The sequence below is a fragment of the Symplocastrum torsivum genome, assembly GCF_059505465.1.
The window spans coordinates 36,015-53,144 of record NZ_JCACKQ010000047.1 but is presented as its reverse complement, the minus strand read 5'-3'; the positions used below and the strand labels follow the sequence as shown (position 1 = coordinate 53,144).

14 protein-coding genes are annotated in these 17,130 nt (G+C 46.8%); 5 read left to right on the top strand and 9 right to left on the bottom strand.

The genetic code is table 11. The features are described from left to right. Positions 1 to 198: 198 nt before the first annotated feature. Together AC5JL3_RS16140 and AC5JL3_RS16135 are read right to left on the bottom strand one after the other, a co-directional pair. Positions 199 to 1,488 carry a WD40 repeat domain-containing protein gene (locus AC5JL3_RS16140; RefSeq protein WP_496075446.1) on the bottom strand — a complete coding sequence of 430 codons (1,290 nt, stop codon included), beginning with the start codon at positions 1,486 to 1,488 and terminating at the stop codon, positions 199 to 201. Positions 1,489 to 1,604: 116 nt separating this feature from the next. Then, on the bottom strand, positions 1,605 to 3,008 hold the full coding sequence (locus AC5JL3_RS16135; RefSeq protein ID WP_496075445.1) for a hypothetical protein: 1,404 nt from the start codon (positions 3,006 to 3,008) through the stop codon (positions 1,605 to 1,607). A 137-nt stretch (positions 3,009 to 3,145) separates the two neighbouring features. Between AC5JL3_RS16135 and AC5JL3_RS16130 the strand changes: the two genes are divergently transcribed. After that, positions 3,146 to 4,657 (top strand): tellurite resistance TerB family protein, encoded by a 1,512-nt coding sequence (locus tag AC5JL3_RS16130; protein ID WP_496075444.1) that lies wholly within the window; start codon positions 3,146 to 3,148, stop codon positions 4,655 to 4,657. Positions 4,658 to 4,757: 100 nt separating this feature from the next. Here AC5JL3_RS16130 and AC5JL3_RS16125 read toward each other — a convergent pair whose 3' ends face one another. From AC5JL3_RS16125 to AC5JL3_RS16100, 6 genes are all read right to left on the bottom strand, one after another. Further along, on the bottom strand, positions 4,758 to 4,994 hold the full coding sequence (locus tag AC5JL3_RS16125) for a hypothetical protein (RefSeq protein ID WP_496075443.1): 237 nt from the start codon (positions 4,992 to 4,994) through the stop codon (positions 4,758 to 4,760). A 184-nt stretch (positions 4,995 to 5,178) separates the two neighbouring features. Beyond that, the gene (gene aroF, locus AC5JL3_RS16120; RefSeq protein WP_496075442.1) at positions 5,179 to 6,237 is read right to left on the bottom strand and encodes a 3-deoxy-7-phosphoheptulonate synthase; all 1,059 of its coding nucleotides are present in this window, start codon (positions 6,235 to 6,237) and stop codon (positions 5,179 to 5,181) included. A 534-nt stretch (positions 6,238 to 6,771) separates the two neighbouring features. Continuing rightward, the gene (locus AC5JL3_RS16115) at positions 6,772 to 7,314 is read right to left on the bottom strand and encodes a PAM68 family protein (protein ID WP_496075441.1); all 543 of its coding nucleotides are present in this window, start codon (positions 7,312 to 7,314) and stop codon (positions 6,772 to 6,774) included. A 14-nt stretch (positions 7,315 to 7,328) separates the two neighbouring features. Further along, complete coding sequence (gene rpsO / locus AC5JL3_RS16110) at positions 7,329 to 7,598, bottom strand: 30S ribosomal protein S15 (RefSeq protein WP_192219696.1); 270 nt, start codon at positions 7,596 to 7,598, stop codon at positions 7,329 to 7,331. A gap of 174 nt (positions 7,599 to 7,772) precedes the next feature. Then, positions 7,773 to 8,192 (bottom strand): Holliday junction resolvase RuvX, encoded by a 420-nt coding sequence (gene ruvX / locus AC5JL3_RS16105; protein ID WP_496075440.1) that lies wholly within the window; start codon positions 8,190 to 8,192, stop codon positions 7,773 to 7,775. A gap of 92 nt (positions 8,193 to 8,284) precedes the next feature. After that, positions 8,285 to 9,538 (bottom strand): GNAT family N-acetyltransferase, encoded by a 1,254-nt coding sequence (locus AC5JL3_RS16100; RefSeq protein ID WP_496075439.1) that lies wholly within the window; start codon positions 9,536 to 9,538, stop codon positions 8,285 to 8,287. Positions 9,539 to 10,089: 551 nt separating this feature from the next. On the opposite strand from AC5JL3_RS16100, the gene cruF reads away from it, so the two are divergent. Together cruF and cruG are read left to right on the top strand one after the other, a co-directional pair. Further along, entirely contained in the window at positions 10,090 to 11,040 is a 951-nt protein-coding gene (cruF, locus tag AC5JL3_RS16095) for a gamma-carotene 1'-hydroxylase CruF (RefSeq protein ID WP_496075438.1), read from the top strand. 14 nt (positions 11,041 to 11,054) lie between these two features. Then, the gene (gene cruG / locus AC5JL3_RS16090) at positions 11,055 to 12,269 is read left to right on the top strand and encodes a 2'-O-glycosyltransferase CruG (protein ID WP_496075447.1); all 1,215 of its coding nucleotides are present in this window, start codon (positions 11,055 to 11,057) and stop codon (positions 12,267 to 12,269) included. Between the two features lie 114 nt (positions 12,270 to 12,383). Here the strand turns inward: cruG and rnhA are convergent, their stop codons facing one another. Further along, complete coding sequence (gene rnhA, locus AC5JL3_RS16085; protein WP_496075437.1) at positions 12,384 to 13,292, bottom strand: ribonuclease HI; 909 nt, start codon at positions 13,290 to 13,292, stop codon at positions 12,384 to 12,386. Positions 13,293 to 13,471: 179 nt separating this feature from the next. Between rnhA and AC5JL3_RS16080 the strand changes: the two genes are divergently transcribed. Further along, complete coding sequence (locus tag AC5JL3_RS16080; protein WP_496075436.1) at positions 13,472 to 15,991, top strand: DNA polymerase III subunit gamma/tau; 2,520 nt, start codon at positions 13,472 to 13,474, stop codon at positions 15,989 to 15,991. Between the two features lie 31 nt (positions 15,992 to 16,022). Beyond that, a complete protein-coding gene (locus AC5JL3_RS16075; protein ID WP_496075435.1) occupies positions 16,023 to 17,009 on the top strand; it encodes a 3'(2'),5'-bisphosphate nucleotidase in 987 nt (328 codons plus the stop codon). Positions 17,010 to 17,130 lie beyond the last annotated feature (121 nt).

Below are 17,130 nucleotides of genomic sequence, written 5' to 3'. Positions count from 1 at the left end.
TCAAGTCAGAGTTTATTAAGAAAGATGTGACTAATGCATAGCTTAAAAAGGGGGACTTTGATTGAATTCTTCCCCCGTCTTGATGCTTCCTAACTCGGAGGAACCGGACGTGTTCCAGCAGACGCTCGTTACCTCGCTATCGCTTCGCTATCGCTTTTTAAGGGGGGCTGGGGGGATCGAAGGCTTTGAAAACACGCCCTAGCGCCAAACCTCGATCGCGTAGTTATGTCCCGCAATCAAGCTCTGTCCATCTGGAGTAAAGGAGAAATTAGAATTAACCTCGATTGTGCGGATTTTTTTCGGCAATCGCCAATTCCACACCTGCAGTCCCCTACTGCCATCATGCATAGCTAGCGTCCGTCCATCTGAACTGAAAGCAAGGCTATTAATGAATTTAAGGTCGGGGATGGTACGGATGATTTGACCCGTTTTGAAGTTCCAAAGTTTGACGGTGCCGTCATTACTACTGCTACTCGCTAGGAACTGACCATCTGGAGTAATGGCAAGGCGGGTAACTGTAGCGGAATGGCTCATCAAGGAACGTATCCGTACCCCTGTGCGTGCATTCCACAACTTAATGCTGTTGTCATTGCTGCCAGTGACGAGAATCTGTCCATCTGGACTCAGCAGAGGCGATGCAGAAGCATCTGCAAAATCTGAAAGGCTGCGGACAACTTTCCCCGTTTTTAGGTTCCAGAGGGTAACGATTGTATCGCCCAAGCCATACGAGAGACTATTCCGTGAAGTGACACTCGCAAGGCTTTCGCCATCAGAACTCAGGAGCAATTGATAAACTGGCTGGGAGTCTCTGAGGGTGCGGATGAGTTGTCCAGTTTTCAGGTTCCACAGTTTAATTGTTTTGTCAGAACTGCCACTGATTAAAGTCTGACCATCTGAGCTAATTGCGATCGCATGAACAGCATAATTATGTCCTGTGAGTGTGCGAAGTAGTTCACCCGTTTTCCCGTTCCAGAGCTTGATAGTTTTATCGGACATCGCTGCTGCTACAATCTTCCCATCGGGAGTAAAGGCAACCTGATGAGCAATGTCACCCACTAGAGCATTCGGATCGTCGGGTTCTTGATTACGATGCTCTTCAATCGCCAGCAATGCCTCGCCTGCACCCCCTTGAACAAGAGTCTTGATTTGTTTTCCTGTTTGCAGGTTCCATAAGCTCAGATTGCTACTACCGCCACCACACACACTCTGGACATAGCTGTGAACCCCAACGGCAAGCATTTGGCTATCGGGACTAAATGCCTCAGATGTAATTGAAAAGCCAGTGCAGGGTTCTGGTGTTGGTGCGCCAAGGGGTCTTAAAGTCTGCACCAATTGAGCATTTTCCCAAGACTTTGCTGTTGAGGTTAGCTGCGGTGTGGTGGCTAAGGCAGCAAAATCAGGATGATGCAGTGAATGTAAGGTGGTTGCTGTCAGAAAACTGAGTAGGAGGAGGGCAAAGGGGATGAGCTTCGCTACTGTACGTTGCATTCTGGTGTGGAGTCAGTATCGTTTCAGTATTCTAGAAGGATTTTCCTACCACTGATGTTCCCGGAAGGTACGGTAGCTATTTGTTAAGGAGTGAGCGAGTACTCTTTCCCTGTTGTTTAGGCAACTTCTACTTCTTCTTCTGATTCATCTCTAACTTTGAAATACCAGTAGAGGTTAGCAACAGCTAAGTCTGATGCTTTTTGTAAATTCGCTGGAACTAATGTTTTATAACCTGCGATCGCAGCTTGCTGAGTAATATAAGATTCAGATTCTTGGCGTAGTTCAGGCTTCATCATAAATTGCAACTGATCGCGCAGAGATTCAGGATGAGATTTTTGCTTTAGATTTTCGTAGAGTAACTGTTCTGGTGGTGCTGAATCAGCTATTGTATCGGTGTTGATGTCTGAATTAACTGAGATTTCGGAGTTAGTGAAGTCGGCAGTTTGGAGCAGTTTGAGTTCGGATGCAGGAAGCGATCGCATCCAATCTACATGATTTTGCCAAGATTCTAATACAGCTAAATCGTGGTCATGAATTCGGGTGAGTTCAGGGAAGAGGAAATCAAGATCATCTTCGGTTTCACAACGGTCAATTACAGTGAGGGAATCTTGACGAATTTTGTCTTGAAGATGAGAAAGGCGATCGCTTACTGCCGCTGACTCATTTTGCAATTGATAAGATAAAGCAATCGTCTGGTCAATTGCCCAGCCACATTCGAGCCTACGGAGTTGTCCAGCCGCAGAAGTTTCTGATAGTAGGCGAGGATTGTTGTAGTCTGCTAAAGCCTCGGCTAACATCTGCCGTGCATTCGCTAAGTCAGCATTCCTGATACTCACGTCTTCGCATGAGATAGCGATTTTCATCAGCTTAGTCGCTTCTAGAAATCTTCCATAAGCTTGAATCAAAACTAGACGATGCTGCTCAAATTTCACGTCTTGGGCAACTTGGTCAATCCTTAGGATAATTTCGCTTCCTTGGTCTTTCAATACTTTTTTCAGGTCAATAAAGCCGCTTTTAACTTCAAGCTTCAGTTGCTTTACATCTTCCCTCAACTTCATAGTTTGACGGAGGTTCACTGCTGACAGTGCTACACCAGCTACAACACCAACACCAATCACTGCTGTGGTTGCTTGCAGGATTCCTACACTTGCTTGAAGCGATTGTAAGCCAGCATTGATACCTGCAACTTGTTGGCTAACTCCTACAACTTGTTGGCTAACCCCTGCAACTTGCTGGCTAACGCCCTCAACTTGTTGACTAACACCTTCAACTCTTCTGTTTACTCCTTGAAACCCCATATGGGTTTGAACCATCTGTGTCCCACCAATGATGAGTTGGGAAGCTGCTACTAGCGGGGATAAAGGGCTATTGTGAACGACAACACCAACGGCGTGAGCAGCGAACTGTCCGGTAACGGTGTCTCTAACCATGCCTATCGGTACTCCTGCTGATGTAAAGACTTGCACGTACTTGCCAGCAGCCATCGCCGCTTGAACAGCAGGGGGAAATTGAAACAGCATATTTCTGCTTAGTTGGAAGTTAATTTCTTAGAGCCTAGCGAGTTTTGCCAACAAAGATAACCGTATTTTCCCGGATTTAGTCTTGGTTGAATCTGGCGATACTAGACGACAAGTAACATTATTAGTTCACAGGCTTTATGGATACTGCACTGGTTGGTTCTGAGACTATAGATCTCTTGTCGCGCATTACTGGGCAAAAACTCAATCAACAAGATCTCACACCTTCCATAATCTTTCTGACCGCTTTAGTAACAGTTCTATTGGGTGTGATGTATGCAGATGGTACGGTAACAGATGCAGAAATAAGACAACTACTGACAGCCCTTAATCGATTTACTTCCCTAGATACTGATGCACGTCGGTTGGCGCACCGCTCAATTAAGGGCATACGCGAGAATCAGGTTTATGCAAAAACTGATGATTTGAAGATGCTGATGGTTCCCCTTTCAGAATCAGAAAGACTGTTGCTGCTTGCCATTTGCTACGAGATATCAGTGGTAGATGGAGAAGTAAACTCTAGTGAGAAGCAGTATTGGCAATCAGTGGGTAACTGGCTACAGATCGAGTCTCAACACCTAGCGGTTTTAGAGGCTGGGTTCAGTACTCAAGAAATCATTGATGCACAAGCCTTAGAAAAAGTTTACTCATTACTCAATCCAGCTCAATTCGAGCCACTTGGCTCCTTGTTCGTTAAGGCGGCCAACCAGATACTCGTCAACTTACCGGATAGACCTCAAAGTGATCAAAGGGTTGAAAGTTATTCTCCAGAACTCAAGGAATCTGCTAAAAAACTTAAGGAGTTAGTACAAGCTTGTTTAGATGAATTGCGTCAAGCTGAAGATGTCTGGGACAGCAAGACCAGAATTTCTGAAATAGCACAAGAAGATATTTGTGAACAAATTGGTGAAATTAGTGGACGTGACTTCAAAATCCTTCAGCTAGGTAAGCAGTGCAAACTACAGGCAGCAGAACAGATTAAAAAATCATGGGAAGAACGGATAGAACGATTGAGGAAAAAATGGTTTGTTGATGCAAAACAGCAATCTAAAAAAGGAATTGGTTGGAACGAGAAGGAGGGTTTTATTAAGGATATACGACCACAAATTGATTCGCAGTCATCAGACCTGACTGTAACTGTTAGACAAAGCTTAAGTGTTGTATATCAAGAAGTTGCAGATACTAATCTAGAACTAATAGAGCGTTGTCTAAACCTTTTAGATCAAAATGCGAAAACTGAGTTAAGTTACCAGATTAATTCAATATTGAATGATCTTAAAACTAAGTTCTGCAATATTAAAGAGCATCCACCTAGCGAGGCAAAAGTTTTTAGAGTCGCTGTTAGTTCTCCTTTAGGTGCTTTAGTGAACAAAGGTTGGGGAGATATCTATTGGGAAGAGATTGTTAAATTCAAAAATGAAGTTAGTTCAACAATCGATGATATTGTTACTGCAATCTTTGATGATAGGGTTAAATTAGCGACTCAAGCTCTTGCCAAAGTTATCTCATTCTATGATGACTTCCTAGAGCGGCAAGAGAGATATCAGCAGGAAACACCAGAACAACGCGATGTTGAAAAAGCTTGGATAGCCCAAAAGCGGAATGAATTGGAGCGGATGCAGAAGAATATCGAAGTAATGCTCCTTTCCTGACAAGTTACAAAACTAGCTTAGGCTTCAGCTAGTAGTCTTTCTAATATCGAAGTCTATCCAAACAACATCTCCTTTTTTGGGAACGTATGACTCAGAACGACTAGTAGACCTCACCACCTACCGCCTCTTCAAGACCAATTTCACCATGCAACTGATTGGGAGTGATTTGAGCCAGTTTTTCGTTAAGTTCATGCGCTTCTCTAGGTAATGAAGGCACTCTGCGAGCGATAATCCGTATGGCTATGCTTTCAAGGGATTCCTCAGTCAACTCAGCAATGCCTTCCAGTTGCTCAAAAAGAGATTCAGAGATTTCTAGTGTCAGCTTTCGAGTAGCCATCTTGTACCTACTACGGTTGTACACGGTTATCGATCATGAATATCTTAATCCGATCGCTACTAGTAAGCTTGGCGCGATTCGCAATCTTCAACTTGGCACGTTTAGTAGCTGTGAACTGATAGAAATCCTCCCTACCTCAATCAAAGATTCAGCCAGGGAGGATGTTAAAAATTCTTAAAACTTTTTAAGCAAGAACAGCAGCAGGTTCAGACCAACGCCCAACAGCTTTGCCAATCACTGACATTTCTTTCACCAAACGGTCAAACCGCTCTGGAGTCAAGGATTGAGGACCATCAGATAGCGCTTTGGCAGGGTTAGGATGGACTTCAATCATTAGAGAGTCAGTACCACCTGCGATCGCAGCAAGCGCCATTGCTGGCACATACTCAGCGCGACCTGTACCATGACTGGGGTCAATCATAATCGGTAAGTGAGTAAGCGATCGCAACACAGGTAATACCGATAGATCCAGCGTATTCCGGGCATACTGCCGATCAAACGTCCGAATACCCCGCTCACACAAAATCACATTCGGGTTGCCTGCTGCCAGAATATACTCCGCCGCCATCAACCACTCTTCAATCGTCGCGGACATCCCCCGCTTCAGCAGAACTGGCTTCTCCTGGGCACCAATTCTTTTGAGGAGTGAGAAATTATGCATATTGCGGGCACCCACTTGCAAAATGTCCGCTACCTCAGCAATCTTCTCAATATCAGGACTGTCCATCACCTCGGTAATGATGCCTAAGCCAGTCGCTTCCCGCGCTGCTGCCAGTAAACTTAAAGCACTTTCCCCATGACCTTGAAACGCATAAGGCGATGTCCGAGGCTTATACGCCCCTCCCCGAAGGAAGTGCGCTCCCGCCGCCTTAACCCGACGCGCCGTTTCAACAATCATTTCCTCGTTTTCCACCGAACAGGGACCAGCAACAATGACTAATGGATGCTGCTCTCCGAAGGAAACCGAACCATTGGGCGTTGGCACAACAACACTACTTGCTTCACCGTGACGATACTCACGGCTAGCCCGTTTGTAAGGTTGCTCAACCCGCAACACTTGTTCAATCCAGGGGCTAATTTCCTGAATTTGCAACGGATCTAAATCAACCGTGTCGCCAACAAGACCCACGACAACTTTGTGCTTCCCAACAATCTTTTCTGGAGTCAGACCCCGTTCAGCCAGTTCTTGGTTAATGCGATTGATTTCGGCTTCTGGGGAGCCAACTTTCATTACCACAATCATGTTTTTAGAGTCCCTGCCAAAGTGCTTGTGTGCGTATCCTGATCAAAATTAAGCTTGACTTCAAGAAGACTTTTCGCAAAGCAAACTTTGTTAAGTAGCTGTAGTACTTATCGCGTTTCTCACTTAAGTGCATACGACTAAACCTAATCCCCTAAGAAGTGTTTTAAAACCCGCAGATCCCCCTAAGTCCCCCTTAAAAAGGGGGACTTTGAATAAATTCTCCCCCCTTTTGAAGGGGGGTTGGGGGATCTGAATTTAACGGGGAAGTTTGAAAACACGCCCTAGCCCCCTTCCAACCTCTCCCTAACCCTCCCCTATAAGGGGAGGGAAAAGGAAAGCTTTTTTTGCTGGAATGGGGAACCGGAGTCTTGCTCCCCTCTCCGCATCGGGGAGGGGCTGGGGGAGGAGTCAATCTGTATTTCACGAGTATGAGAACCGCTATATCGCTTTTACCTTTGCTAATGATGTAAGAAATCTAGAAATCAAGCGTGACTGAAACTACTGAAGGCAATCTTTACCACTAACGACAAGTTGTTAGTCCTTTTGTCCAGCCGACCGCCATGCTGATGTCAGCCGCCCTAGGTTCAGGGTGAACTCTTGCCAACCCAACTTAGTACCTGGTACCTCCTCATCCCAAGAGGCGGAGAGGACACCATAAGTTAACCCCAACACCCCTAATCCGAAAAACCCCATACTAACGAGAACCACTGCCACATTAGGCAACTTCAACCCAAGCTTAGTGACCAAAAAATAGCTAACAAAAAACGTCAATATGCCCAAAACGGTAGGAGTGCCACACAGCAAAGCCATGCGGCGTACCATGCGTTTGCTGACTACCTCTGGAATCGCCATGGATTCCTTTGAAGCAGCGCTTGGCTTATCTTTCTTAGAAGCAGTAGTTTTACTAGATGCCGTGGGTGCAGTAGTTTTACTAGGTGCGGTTTTTTTAGGAGTCGGTTGACTGGTTGCGGGTTCCGGTTGGGGTTTGGCAGACTTTTTGCGCTTCTGACGGGGTTCAAACGGCAAGCGGCTGTCGTTAGAGCCGCTTTTGGCATCACCTGATGGTTCAGTAGACATAGGTTTAAATCTGCCTATCCGCGAATACCTAGGCGTTGAATCAAATTTTGATAGCGTGCTATATCTTCTTTGCGAAGATACGACAACAAACGCTTGCGGCGACCAATCATCTGTAACAACCCCCGGCGGGAGGAATGGTCTTTTTTGTTCGTTTTCAGGTGATTGCTCAACCGATTAATACGCTCAGTAAGCACGGCAACTTGAACATCTACCGATCCAGTATCGGTGTCATGTACTTGGTAGCCGTCGATGATTTCGTGTTTACGCTCTTGTGTCAGAGTCATGGACAGATTTGATTCATATAATCCAGCAGTCTCCCATGTTATCACTCTCAACACTATGGTTGAAAGCTAGTCTTTCAGGATTGGGCTTTAGTGACTGGTGGCTGGGGATTGGCAAGTCCTCAGAACTCTCTCAATAATCCTTCCAATCCCTAATCGCTTCTTTCCAGTTTGGCTCTAGCGACGTTCATCTAGCCACTGTTGGAGAATGATTGCCGCCGCCTTACGGTCAATGAGAGCTTTATTGTCAGAAAGCGATCGCCTTTCAGCTTTCACTAACTCTTCTGCCTCAACTGAAGTTAACCGCTCATCGACATACTCTACTGGTAGCCCAAGGGCAGATGATAATCTAGCCGTAAACTTTTGTACCTTTCGCGCCTGCGCCCCGATTGTGCCATCCATCAAATAAGGCAAACCCACCACCAGCACTTCTACTTGTCTTTGTTCAACCAACTGTCGCAACTGGGCAATATCTCGGTCAAAGGAGGTGCGTTCAATCGTTGTAAGACCTGTGGCAATAAGACCCAGACCATCACATCCTGCCACACCAATGCGCTTGTTCCCCACATCTAGACCCAGTGCTGAGATTCTTTGCATCACGCTCCGCTAATCGCAGGTGTTTTTCCTAGAGGATTGGGAAGAGATGGTTTATCGTCAATCTGCCTTAATCCAAAACTATTGCCCAATCTTCAATCCCTAATCCGAGTTTCTGAAGACTCAGAAGGTAGCTTTTTCTCCTTCAGTAATGCTTGAGGAGAGGTAGAGACAGGATGAGCTGTCTCGGCTTTCAGAGCCACTTGAGGCGTTTTAGATAGCGATTTCAGCCAAGTCATACGACTGGGTATCGGTGTGCGTGCTGGCTGTAGCCCTTGGAGTACATCGGATAACTGTAACCCTTCCAAAGGCTTAGCTTCCCGTAGCTTGTGCCAGACAGAACGAGACATCAGCAATGTATGCTCTATTCGTTCTGCTCCAAGCTGTTCCAGATACTCTTCGCGTTCTGGCTGATAGTCAGCGGAAGCCAGTTGCAGGGATTGCGGGGGTAACTCTTGGACAACCCGTGCCATTTGAGCCAGTAGCTCTGGGTACAGAAATGTATAAGCAGGGTGGACAGTTAGCTCAGCTTCGTGGGAAGTGGAGCCATCACGGCACAGCCGCAACTTAAAATACCCGATCGCGGCTTTACGCTGCGGTTCAAATACATAGCCACTGACTACCTCTGTATGATTAAACCACTGCTGCACATTCCCCAGGAACGATCTTAGAACGCCTGTTTTAAAGTCCTGGATGTGGCGGTCAAACACCTGGCGCACTAAGGGCGGCATGGAGACTGTATCTAGCTGATACAGCAGTTGGGCATCAGCATTACTCACTGGAAGCAAATTAGGTACATCTGGCTCGTGCTTAGCGAGTTCTTGGAGTAATTCCGGTGCGATCGCCCAATACGTCAATTGCGCTAACGGCTGGAAACCATTTTGCCGATAAAGAGCAAGTGTCGATTTGTGATGAATATTGACCTCTAGTACCCAGGTTCGCGCCTCCCAAATCGCCTCAAAGCAATGCCTTAATAGCCCAGAACCAAGTTCGGACATTACTGGTATGTTTTTTAGTTGGGGAGTCTCAGCATCGACTAATACCCGCTCTACCCGCCAAGTGCTGCGGGTGCGATTAAACGGCGCAATCTTAATTAGCCCGCGAATCTGCTGGATTTGCCCAACAACATAAACACAGAAAGCATACTGGTATGGGTTCGGGAACCAACTCAAAAACTTGAACAGCCAATACCAGCGTTTAACCTGCTGAAGCTGCCGATCAAAGGTCGTTGAGCAACTGTTGCTATCGGCATCAGTTACCCCTGTAGTAAGCTGTTCGATTGCCTCCAAATCACGGTATTGGATGGGGCGAATCACATTCTTCTCGTTTTCCGACACAGGTGAATTCATGTTGGGTACAGAGGCGATGAAGCTGATGGCAGATAGCAGAGGCGACTAACAGGCTTGCTCAACAAAATATAATGACAAGACTGAGGTTACTGCCAATATATTAACGATTTTCCCATCATTTCACCGTCCTGTTCCTACGGGTTACTGCATCGGATGGAGATTTTCACGCTTGGAAGCGTTGAAATATACTCCTTATTCACTAAATCTAGGTACACCTAAAGTTTTAGGGAAAGGAGTTCTGTGGCTCCCTCTAAAAGTTCTATGTTGCAACACACTACATCTAGAAGCAGTGTTAACATTTCACAGATCTAAATAATTTCTCGGCGTTGCGAAAAGCTGAGGATTCTGTTCCTGAGGATTTGAATATTATGTCAAATTGACCCACTAAGCGATAAATAATCTCTATTTACGACAGAGGAATTGTTCATAAACATTTGTAAACTATTAAACAACTAATCTTGTTCCTGCTCAAAACAATATCGATGCCGCCTTCAAAAGGATGCGGCTCTCCCGGTTCTTGCTCCGGGCTTCAACCGTGTTAGGAGTTTCTAATGAAGCAACTTGTCAATCTTGAGCGCTCTTTTCTTGTTGGTCATATTTTTGCAATGGTCTTTGGGCTAGCAGGGCTACTGCTCGTCATACCCCATCCAGAACTGCTCGCGGACTTAGGGCCTTTTGGGCAGAAGGTGTTTGCTTGGTCAATGTCAGGGGGTGGAGTCGTCAACATTATTCTGGGTACGGTAGCTGTAGCGATTTATGCCTACCGAACCTTAGGACTGTGGCAATGGCTGACGTTCATGATACCTGCTGTTTTTCTCTCTTTGGGTAGTGAATTGCTAGGCACCAGTACTGGCTTCCCCTTTGGAGAGTACGGCTACTTAAGTGGGTTAGGTTACAAGGTTGCTGGACTTGTCCCCTTCACCGTTCCCCTTTCCTGGTTCTACATGGGATTTGTTTGTTATCTACTGGCTCTTAGCGCAATCAATGCCAAAGTAAAAACTGGGAATCCTATCAGCTTTTTGCGCCCCATCTTGAGCGTTGCCTTGGGAGCCATACTCCTGACATCCTGGGACTTTGCCCTTGATCCAGCGATGAGCCAAACCGCTTATCCCTTCTGGCACTTTGGGGAAGTAGGCTCCTTTTTTGGAACACCCTACCGTAATTTTGCAGGTTGGATCGCCACTGGTGGTCTGTTTATGGGTGTAGCAGCATTGTTCTGGAACAAAAAGCCTATTGTCTTATCGCGTCAGCAGTTGATATTTCCTCTGGTTGTTTATATCAGTAACATTGCTTTTAGCGCTGTACTCACTCTGTTTGGTGTTGGGCTTTGGGTTCCAATCGGGTTGAGCGTCCTTTTGGGCATTCTTCCTGCTGTGATTCTGTGGTGGATGGCTTCATCCGCACCAACGTCAATGCCACCAGATCAAGGTGAAAATACCAGACTCACTGAGATCCCAACGACTCAAGTGCCAGTGGCATCGATGGGAGTTATGCCTAAGTGAATTCGGTTGCAACTATAGTCAGTGGGTCAACAGGCTTACTTTCACTGCAAGCTGCTGGCATTCTGGCAATAACATTGTTATTCATCCAGATCCCAGCTGCTTTTCTCCTACTCTCCCGCCTAAGCAAAGGCCCTGGGCGCCGTCTACCAATTGTTCCTCAAACCACGACCCCAGACCAACTCGGCAAGGTGAGTGTGGTGGTTCCTACGCTCAATGAGCGAGAACGCTTGACACCCTGCCTAATCGGCTTGAGTCAGCAGAGTTATGAAGTTCGAGAAATCATTGTCGTAGACAGCCGCTCAACGGATGGGACACCGGATTTAGTCAAGGATGCCCAAGAGAAAGACCCCAGATTTCGCTTAATTACCGACGATCCCTTGCCAACGGATTGGGTAGGGCGTCCTTGGGCATTGCATACGGGTTATTTACACACGTCCCAGAAAAGTGAGTGGTTTCTGGGTATGGATGCTGATACTCAAGCGACACCCGGACTGGTTGCAGGTCTAATCAAGGCGGCTGAGGACGAGAAGTTTGACTTGGTTTCCCTGTCACCGCAATTCATCCTTAAATATCCAGGGGAATGGTGGCTACAACCTTCGCTATTGATAACCCTGGTTTATAGATTTGGACCAACTGGCATCAATAGCGAGTCGGCAGAACGGGTAATGGCAAATGGACAGTGTTTCTTATGCCGCTGTGATGTCTTGACCAAGCTGGACGGTTATACGAGTGCCAAGGGTTCATTTTGCGATGATGTCACCTTGGCTCGTTATGCTGCGGCTCAAGGGTTTAAGGTTGGGTTTATGGATGGGGCAAAGGTCGTCAAGGTGCGGATGTATGAGGGGGCTGCCGAAACGTGGAAAGAATGGGGGCGGAGTCTTGACCTCAAAGATGCTTCGTCTACAGGTCAGTTATGGAGTGATTTGTGGTTGCTCTTGAGTGTCCAAGGTCTTCCTCTACCAGCCTCCCTAGTTTTCTTGGGTTATCTGGCGCTAGGAGTGTCCTCACCAGTGGTAATGGCAGCCACTGGCTTGAATTTATTTTTGGTGTTGATTCGCTTTGCCTTGCTATTTGCGATCGCTCCTTCTTATGATCGCACTCAAACATTACCTAAAGCCTCGTGGCTATTTTGGCTTTCTCCCTTGGCAGACCCGTTAGCCGTTCTGCGGATTTTCTTATCTGCTGTTCAAAGACCGAAATCTTGGCGAGGTAGGGTTTATGGGGAATAGGGATTAGGACGGGTGATTGGGGATCGGGGAAGAGTGAGGCAAGGGAGAAGGGAGTGTAGAAAATACTGTCGCTTTGTCTTCTATTCCCAGTCACCAATCCCCAATAGCCAATCCCTATTCCTCATCTCCTCCATTCACTTGGTCTACCCGTTCGAGTTGCCAGAGAATTTGATTACCTTCACGCCGGACTCGTGAGACAATCCAGTTGCGCCAAGGCCAGTGATCACCTCGACTGGTCACCGCGCTAGCATTAACGTCCATTAAGTCAGCCAGTTCAGAACTGCTAATTAGGTAGCCCTGACTCGCAATTTCATCAGCAATGCGTAGAGTTTCTACCAAGTTACGAAGTTGACCAACTCTCACCTCGCGCGGTAAGTCGTCAAGTACAGTATTCGACAGAGAAGCGGTTGAGTCTATCATGGCTACGTCAAAAGAGGAATCACTCAGTGGTTCAGTTGTGTAAGCTAACTCAGGAGCAATGTTTGAATCTGATACTCCTGTTACCGGGAGATTAGTGGCTGACTGAATTGATTGTGAAGGATTAAGACTAAACGACTGTTCTAGTACTAAGGATCTACCATTGGCAAAAGCACGAGCGATCGTATCACATCGCTCATTTCCTTCGTTCCCACTGTGTCCCCGCACATACTGCCAATCCACTAGTGGAGAATTGAGTTCATCAAGAATCTCCCATAGGTCTTGGTTTAAAACAGCTTTTCCTTGCGCCGTTTTCCAACCTTTCTTTTTCCAGCCCTTAACCCATTTGGTGGCACCATTTTTGACATATTCGCTATCTGTGTAAAGGGTAACGGCTTCAGTTTGTCCAGAGGCATTGAGAACCTTTAACGCCTGAATCGCCGCTTGCATTTCCATCCGGTTGTTTGTGCTTTGTGCTTCAGCACCACCCATTTCATACACAGAGCCATCAGTGAAATAAACCACAGTGCCCCAGCCGCCAGGACCAGGGTTGCCAGTGCAAGCACCATCGGTGTAAAAACATTGGATTTGGCGAGTAGGAGGCATTGAGCTTTAAATTGAAAGTTGTGAGATACAAATTAACTCATAAATGCTGTTGTAGCAGAGCCGTGGCACTATCGACACATCAGACGGCTCAGGATTCATCTAAGATGGACGCTATTGCTGTTGGCAGTGCGGGTTAAGCATACACCCTCCCCTCTCCCCATTCTTCTCAACTGAGTCTCGTGAGCTACGAACCTCTACACCATAAATATCGTCCTCAGACTTTTGCCAATTTAGTTGGACAAGAGGCGATCGCGACTACTCTCACTAACGCTATCCGTACTGAGCGGATTGCTCCAGCCTATCTATTCACGGGTCCTAGAGGCACGGGAAAAACCTCTAGTGCGAGGATTCTAGCAAAGTCTCTCAACTGTAAGAAGCAAGATAAGCCCACAGAGCAGCCTTGTGGTGTCTGTGAGGTCTGCAAAAGCATTGCATCGGGTAATGCACTCGATGTCATTGAAATTGACGCGGCAAGCAACACAGGTGTCGATAATATCCGGGAAATCATTGAACGCGCCCAATTTGCCCCGGTTCAGTGTCGCTACAAAGTTTATGTGATTGATGAATGCCATATGCTTAGCGGTGCGGCGTTCAATTCTCTCCTAAAAACATTAGAGGAGCCGCCAAATCGTGTGGTGTTTGTCTTAGCCACCACTGACCCTCAACGAGTATTGCCGACAATCATCTCTCGCTGTCAACGGTTTGACTTTAGACGAATTCCTCTAGAGGCAATGGTGTCTCATCTTCAATACATTGCTGCTCAAGAAAACATTAGTATTACAACCGATGCGATAACGTTAGTGGCACAAGTGGCTCAAGGGGGACTTCGGGATGCTGAAAGTCTACTCGATCAGCTGAGCTTGTTAGTTGGTGAGGTGACAGTAGAGCGAGTCTGGGATTTGGTGGGTGCAGTACCAGAACGGGACTTGATGGCACTTACAGACGCGATCGCATCAAATAACCCGGAAACCGTACTCGAAACCGCCCGTCATCTAATGGATAGAGGTAGAGAGCCTCTAATTGTCCTCCAGAATCTTGCTGGCTTTTATCGTGATTTGCTCATTGCTAAAACCGCGCCAACACGTAACGATTTGGTTGCAATAACAACACCAACCTGGATAACGATGTGTGACTTTGCCAAAAGTCTGGACACTAATACAATTTTGGCGGGGCAAAAACACCTCAAAGACAGCGAAGTTCAAATCAAAAACACAACCCAACCACGCCTGTGGTTAGAAGTAACATTGTTAGGCTTATTGCACTCAGCAAATAGTCATCCCTCCAGTGAAAGTCCTTCAACGCAAAGCTTACAACGCAGTACTAGTCCTACAACTCAAAACACCGTTAGCCAGCCATCTCCTCGCTCTACTGTTCCAGCCAGCAACGCTTCTACTGCTAGCGTCTCACTACCGACACCATCAACCGAGGTAACAAGAGCCTCACAGATTTCTGCTCCCCGTGAACAGCTAGCATCCAATACCCCGATTTCACAACCTACTGTTAGCGATCGCACAGCACCTCCGGAGAGCCAAACGGTAGCCTCTAGCGACAACAGCAGCGCACATCCGCCTGAGGCATCACTAGCAGCACCAAGTACAGTAACTGACCATTCTGACTTAGATCAGATTTGGCAACAGGTACTTGCCCAGCTTAAGCCGATATCTACGCGAGAGTTACTGCGTCAGCTTGGTCGTCTAATAGACTTAGATAATCAATACGCTCGTGTGAGTATTCCCCAGGCATGGCGGGAGAAAATTCAGGAAAGATTGCCGAACATTGAAGCCGCTTTTCAGGAGGCTATCAATCGCAAGGTAAAGGTGAGCCTACAAGCCAGAGCAACTGACGCTTTTGATAGTGCGCTTGTCAACCGGCCAACATCCCAAGGTAGCCGAGTCGCGCCGTCTCAACAACCTGCACCTAATCATTCACCGCCCTCGACAACAAGACAGGTAATGTCTGATCATGTACAGCCATCTGTCCAGAAAAACGGTGAAGAAGCTTTATTAGCGCAGCGTGGCGTTAGTTCCTTCAACGTGGATTCAAATAATGTTCTTCTAAGGGATAGTGCTTCAAGTGCCACCCAGAGGCAAAATTTGGCGGTAGCGACACCAAGCGCATCAGAGCAAGCCGGGGCAGGTACTCCTGTTATGGAGCAACCTCAAGCACAAGTAGAAACTCATCCTAGCTGGACAGGGACAACTGATAATCACTCTCCACTAACACTCCCAGCACAAAACAAAGACACGGAATACGATAGTGATGTAGTTGAAAAGGCGCTTGTAAACCTTCAGCAATTTTTTGAGGGAGAGATTGTCGATCTGGCAGATGATTTTATTCCCAGTGAACCTTTAGTTACTCATCAACAGCAAGATAATCCTTTCGTTGCTTCCACAGCACTCTCGGAGGAAGTAGTTATTATTCCTGAGATAGAACTAGAGCCAGAAGCAGAGGAGGAACTAGATTTAATTGAACCAACTGTTACTCGACAGTTACCCTACAGCGACACAACTTCCTCTAATCCATTGCAACGCTCATCAAATCTGGAAGATTCGCAAGACGATGATGATATCCCGTTTGTGCGATCGCTTAGCTTTGGGATTCGTGAAGCTAACCTCCAAGACCCTTGGGAACTAGAAGCGAATCGACCTGGAATTTGGCTTTATGGAAATAGAGGATTAAGCCGCTTCCATCGTGACTAAAACCATTTCTTCTCTCAGGAAGCCTTGACTTATGTTGTACAAGCGAGAAAAGCAGATAGCAATTACAGCCGTAGCTGCCGCTGCCAACCTATGTGAGCAAGTCCGAGAGGAGCGAGGTGCCGTTGCGATCGCAAAACCTGATTTTAGCCCTGTAACTATTGCTGACTTCGGCGCACAAGCGGTAATTTGTCAAGCTCTGTCTGAAGCTTTTCCCACTGACCCAGTGATTGCTGAGGAAGATTCTACCTTGTTGCGATCGCCAGCAATGACCCAACAGTTGCAACAGATAACTAACTACGTCCAAGTTCACTTAGCTGGTGCTACCCCTAAAGTAGTTACGGATTGGATCGATTGGGGGAATGGAGGGATAGAGTCTCGATACTGGACATTAGACCCGATTGATGGGACGAAAGGCTACTTACGTGGTGATCAATATGCGATCGCGCTTGCTCTAGTTGAGGCAGGTGAGGTGAAGCTAGGAATCTTAGGCTGTCCCGCCTTACCTGTTGACCCAAAACACCCGCATGGTGAGCGAGGAGTCATCTTTGTTGCTGTCCGAGGTCAAGGAACAACAATGATTCCCCTGGATGGTGGTGAGCCACATCCAATTCATGTAGCAAACTCTGATGCAGTTGGTTCACGTCGCTTGGCTGAGAGTGTAGAGTCAGCACATGGTAACTTGGCACGGCAAGAGGCGGTGGCTCAAGCCGCTGGACTTACTGAAACCTTTCTACGGATTGACTCTCAGGCGAAATATGGTCTAGTGGCACGGGGTGAAGCGGCGCTCTACATCCGTCTACCTTCCCCTCAATCAATACATAGACAAGAAAATATTTGGGATCATGCCGCAGGAGCGATTGTTGTGGAAGAAGCGGGTGGCACAGTAACAGATATGTATGGTCAGCCGTTAGACTTTGCTTGTGGATTCCAACTGGTCAATAATCAGGGTATTGTCGCTAGTAATGGGGCAATTCATGAGGCAGTGCTAGCGGCTGTTGCCCAAACTCATGAAAAGTAACTATCTCCGTGTGTTTATTTCCTAGATTAAGGAGAACTTGATGTACTTTTGGTGAAACTCGAAGTGACCTTTAAGAGCTTACAGTGCTTGTAATAAGTCATCAAAGATCTGGGTGTTTCTC

Bases quoted from the DNA above. Each gene is read 5' to 3' on its own strand.
- AC5JL3_RS16115 (WP_496075441.1), bottom strand. From the start codon at position 7,314: ATGTCTACTGAACCATCAGGTGATGCCAAAAGCGGCTCTAACGACAGC.
- rpsO (WP_192219696.1), bottom strand. From the start codon at position 7,598: ATGACTCTGACACAAGAGCGTAAACACGAAATCATCGACGGCTACCAA.
- ruvX (WP_496075440.1), bottom strand. From the start codon at position 8,192: ATGCAAAGAATCTCAGCACTGGGTCTAGATGTGGGGAACAAGCGCATT.
- AC5JL3_RS16125 (WP_496075443.1), bottom strand. From the start codon at position 4,994: ATGGCTACTCGAAAGCTGACACTAGAAATCTCTGAATCTCTTTTTGAG.
- rnhA (WP_496075437.1), bottom strand. From the start codon at position 13,292: ATGCCTCCTACTCGCCAAATCCAATGTTTTTACACCGATGGTGCTTGC.
- AC5JL3_RS16135 (WP_496075445.1), bottom strand. From the start codon at position 3,008: ATGCTGTTTCAATTTCCCCCTGCTGTTCAAGCGGCGATGGCTGCTGGC.
- AC5JL3_RS16075 (WP_496075435.1), top strand. From the start codon at position 16,023: ATGTTGTACAAGCGAGAAAAGCAGATAGCAATTACAGCCGTAGCTGCC.
- aroF (WP_496075442.1), bottom strand. From the start codon at position 6,237: ATGATTGTGGTAATGAAAGTTGGCTCCCCAGAAGCCGAAATCAATCGC.
- cruF (WP_496075438.1), top strand. From the start codon at position 10,090: ATGAAGCAACTTGTCAATCTTGAGCGCTCTTTTCTTGTTGGTCATATT.
- AC5JL3_RS16100 (WP_496075439.1), bottom strand. From the start codon at position 9,538: ATGAATTCACCTGTGTCGGAAAACGAGAAGAATGTGATTCGCCCCATC.
- AC5JL3_RS16140 (WP_496075446.1), bottom strand. From the start codon at position 1,488: ATGCAACGTACAGTAGCGAAGCTCATCCCCTTTGCCCTCCTCCTACTC.
- AC5JL3_RS16130 (WP_496075444.1), top strand. From the start codon at position 3,146: ATGGATACTGCACTGGTTGGTTCTGAGACTATAGATCTCTTGTCGCGC.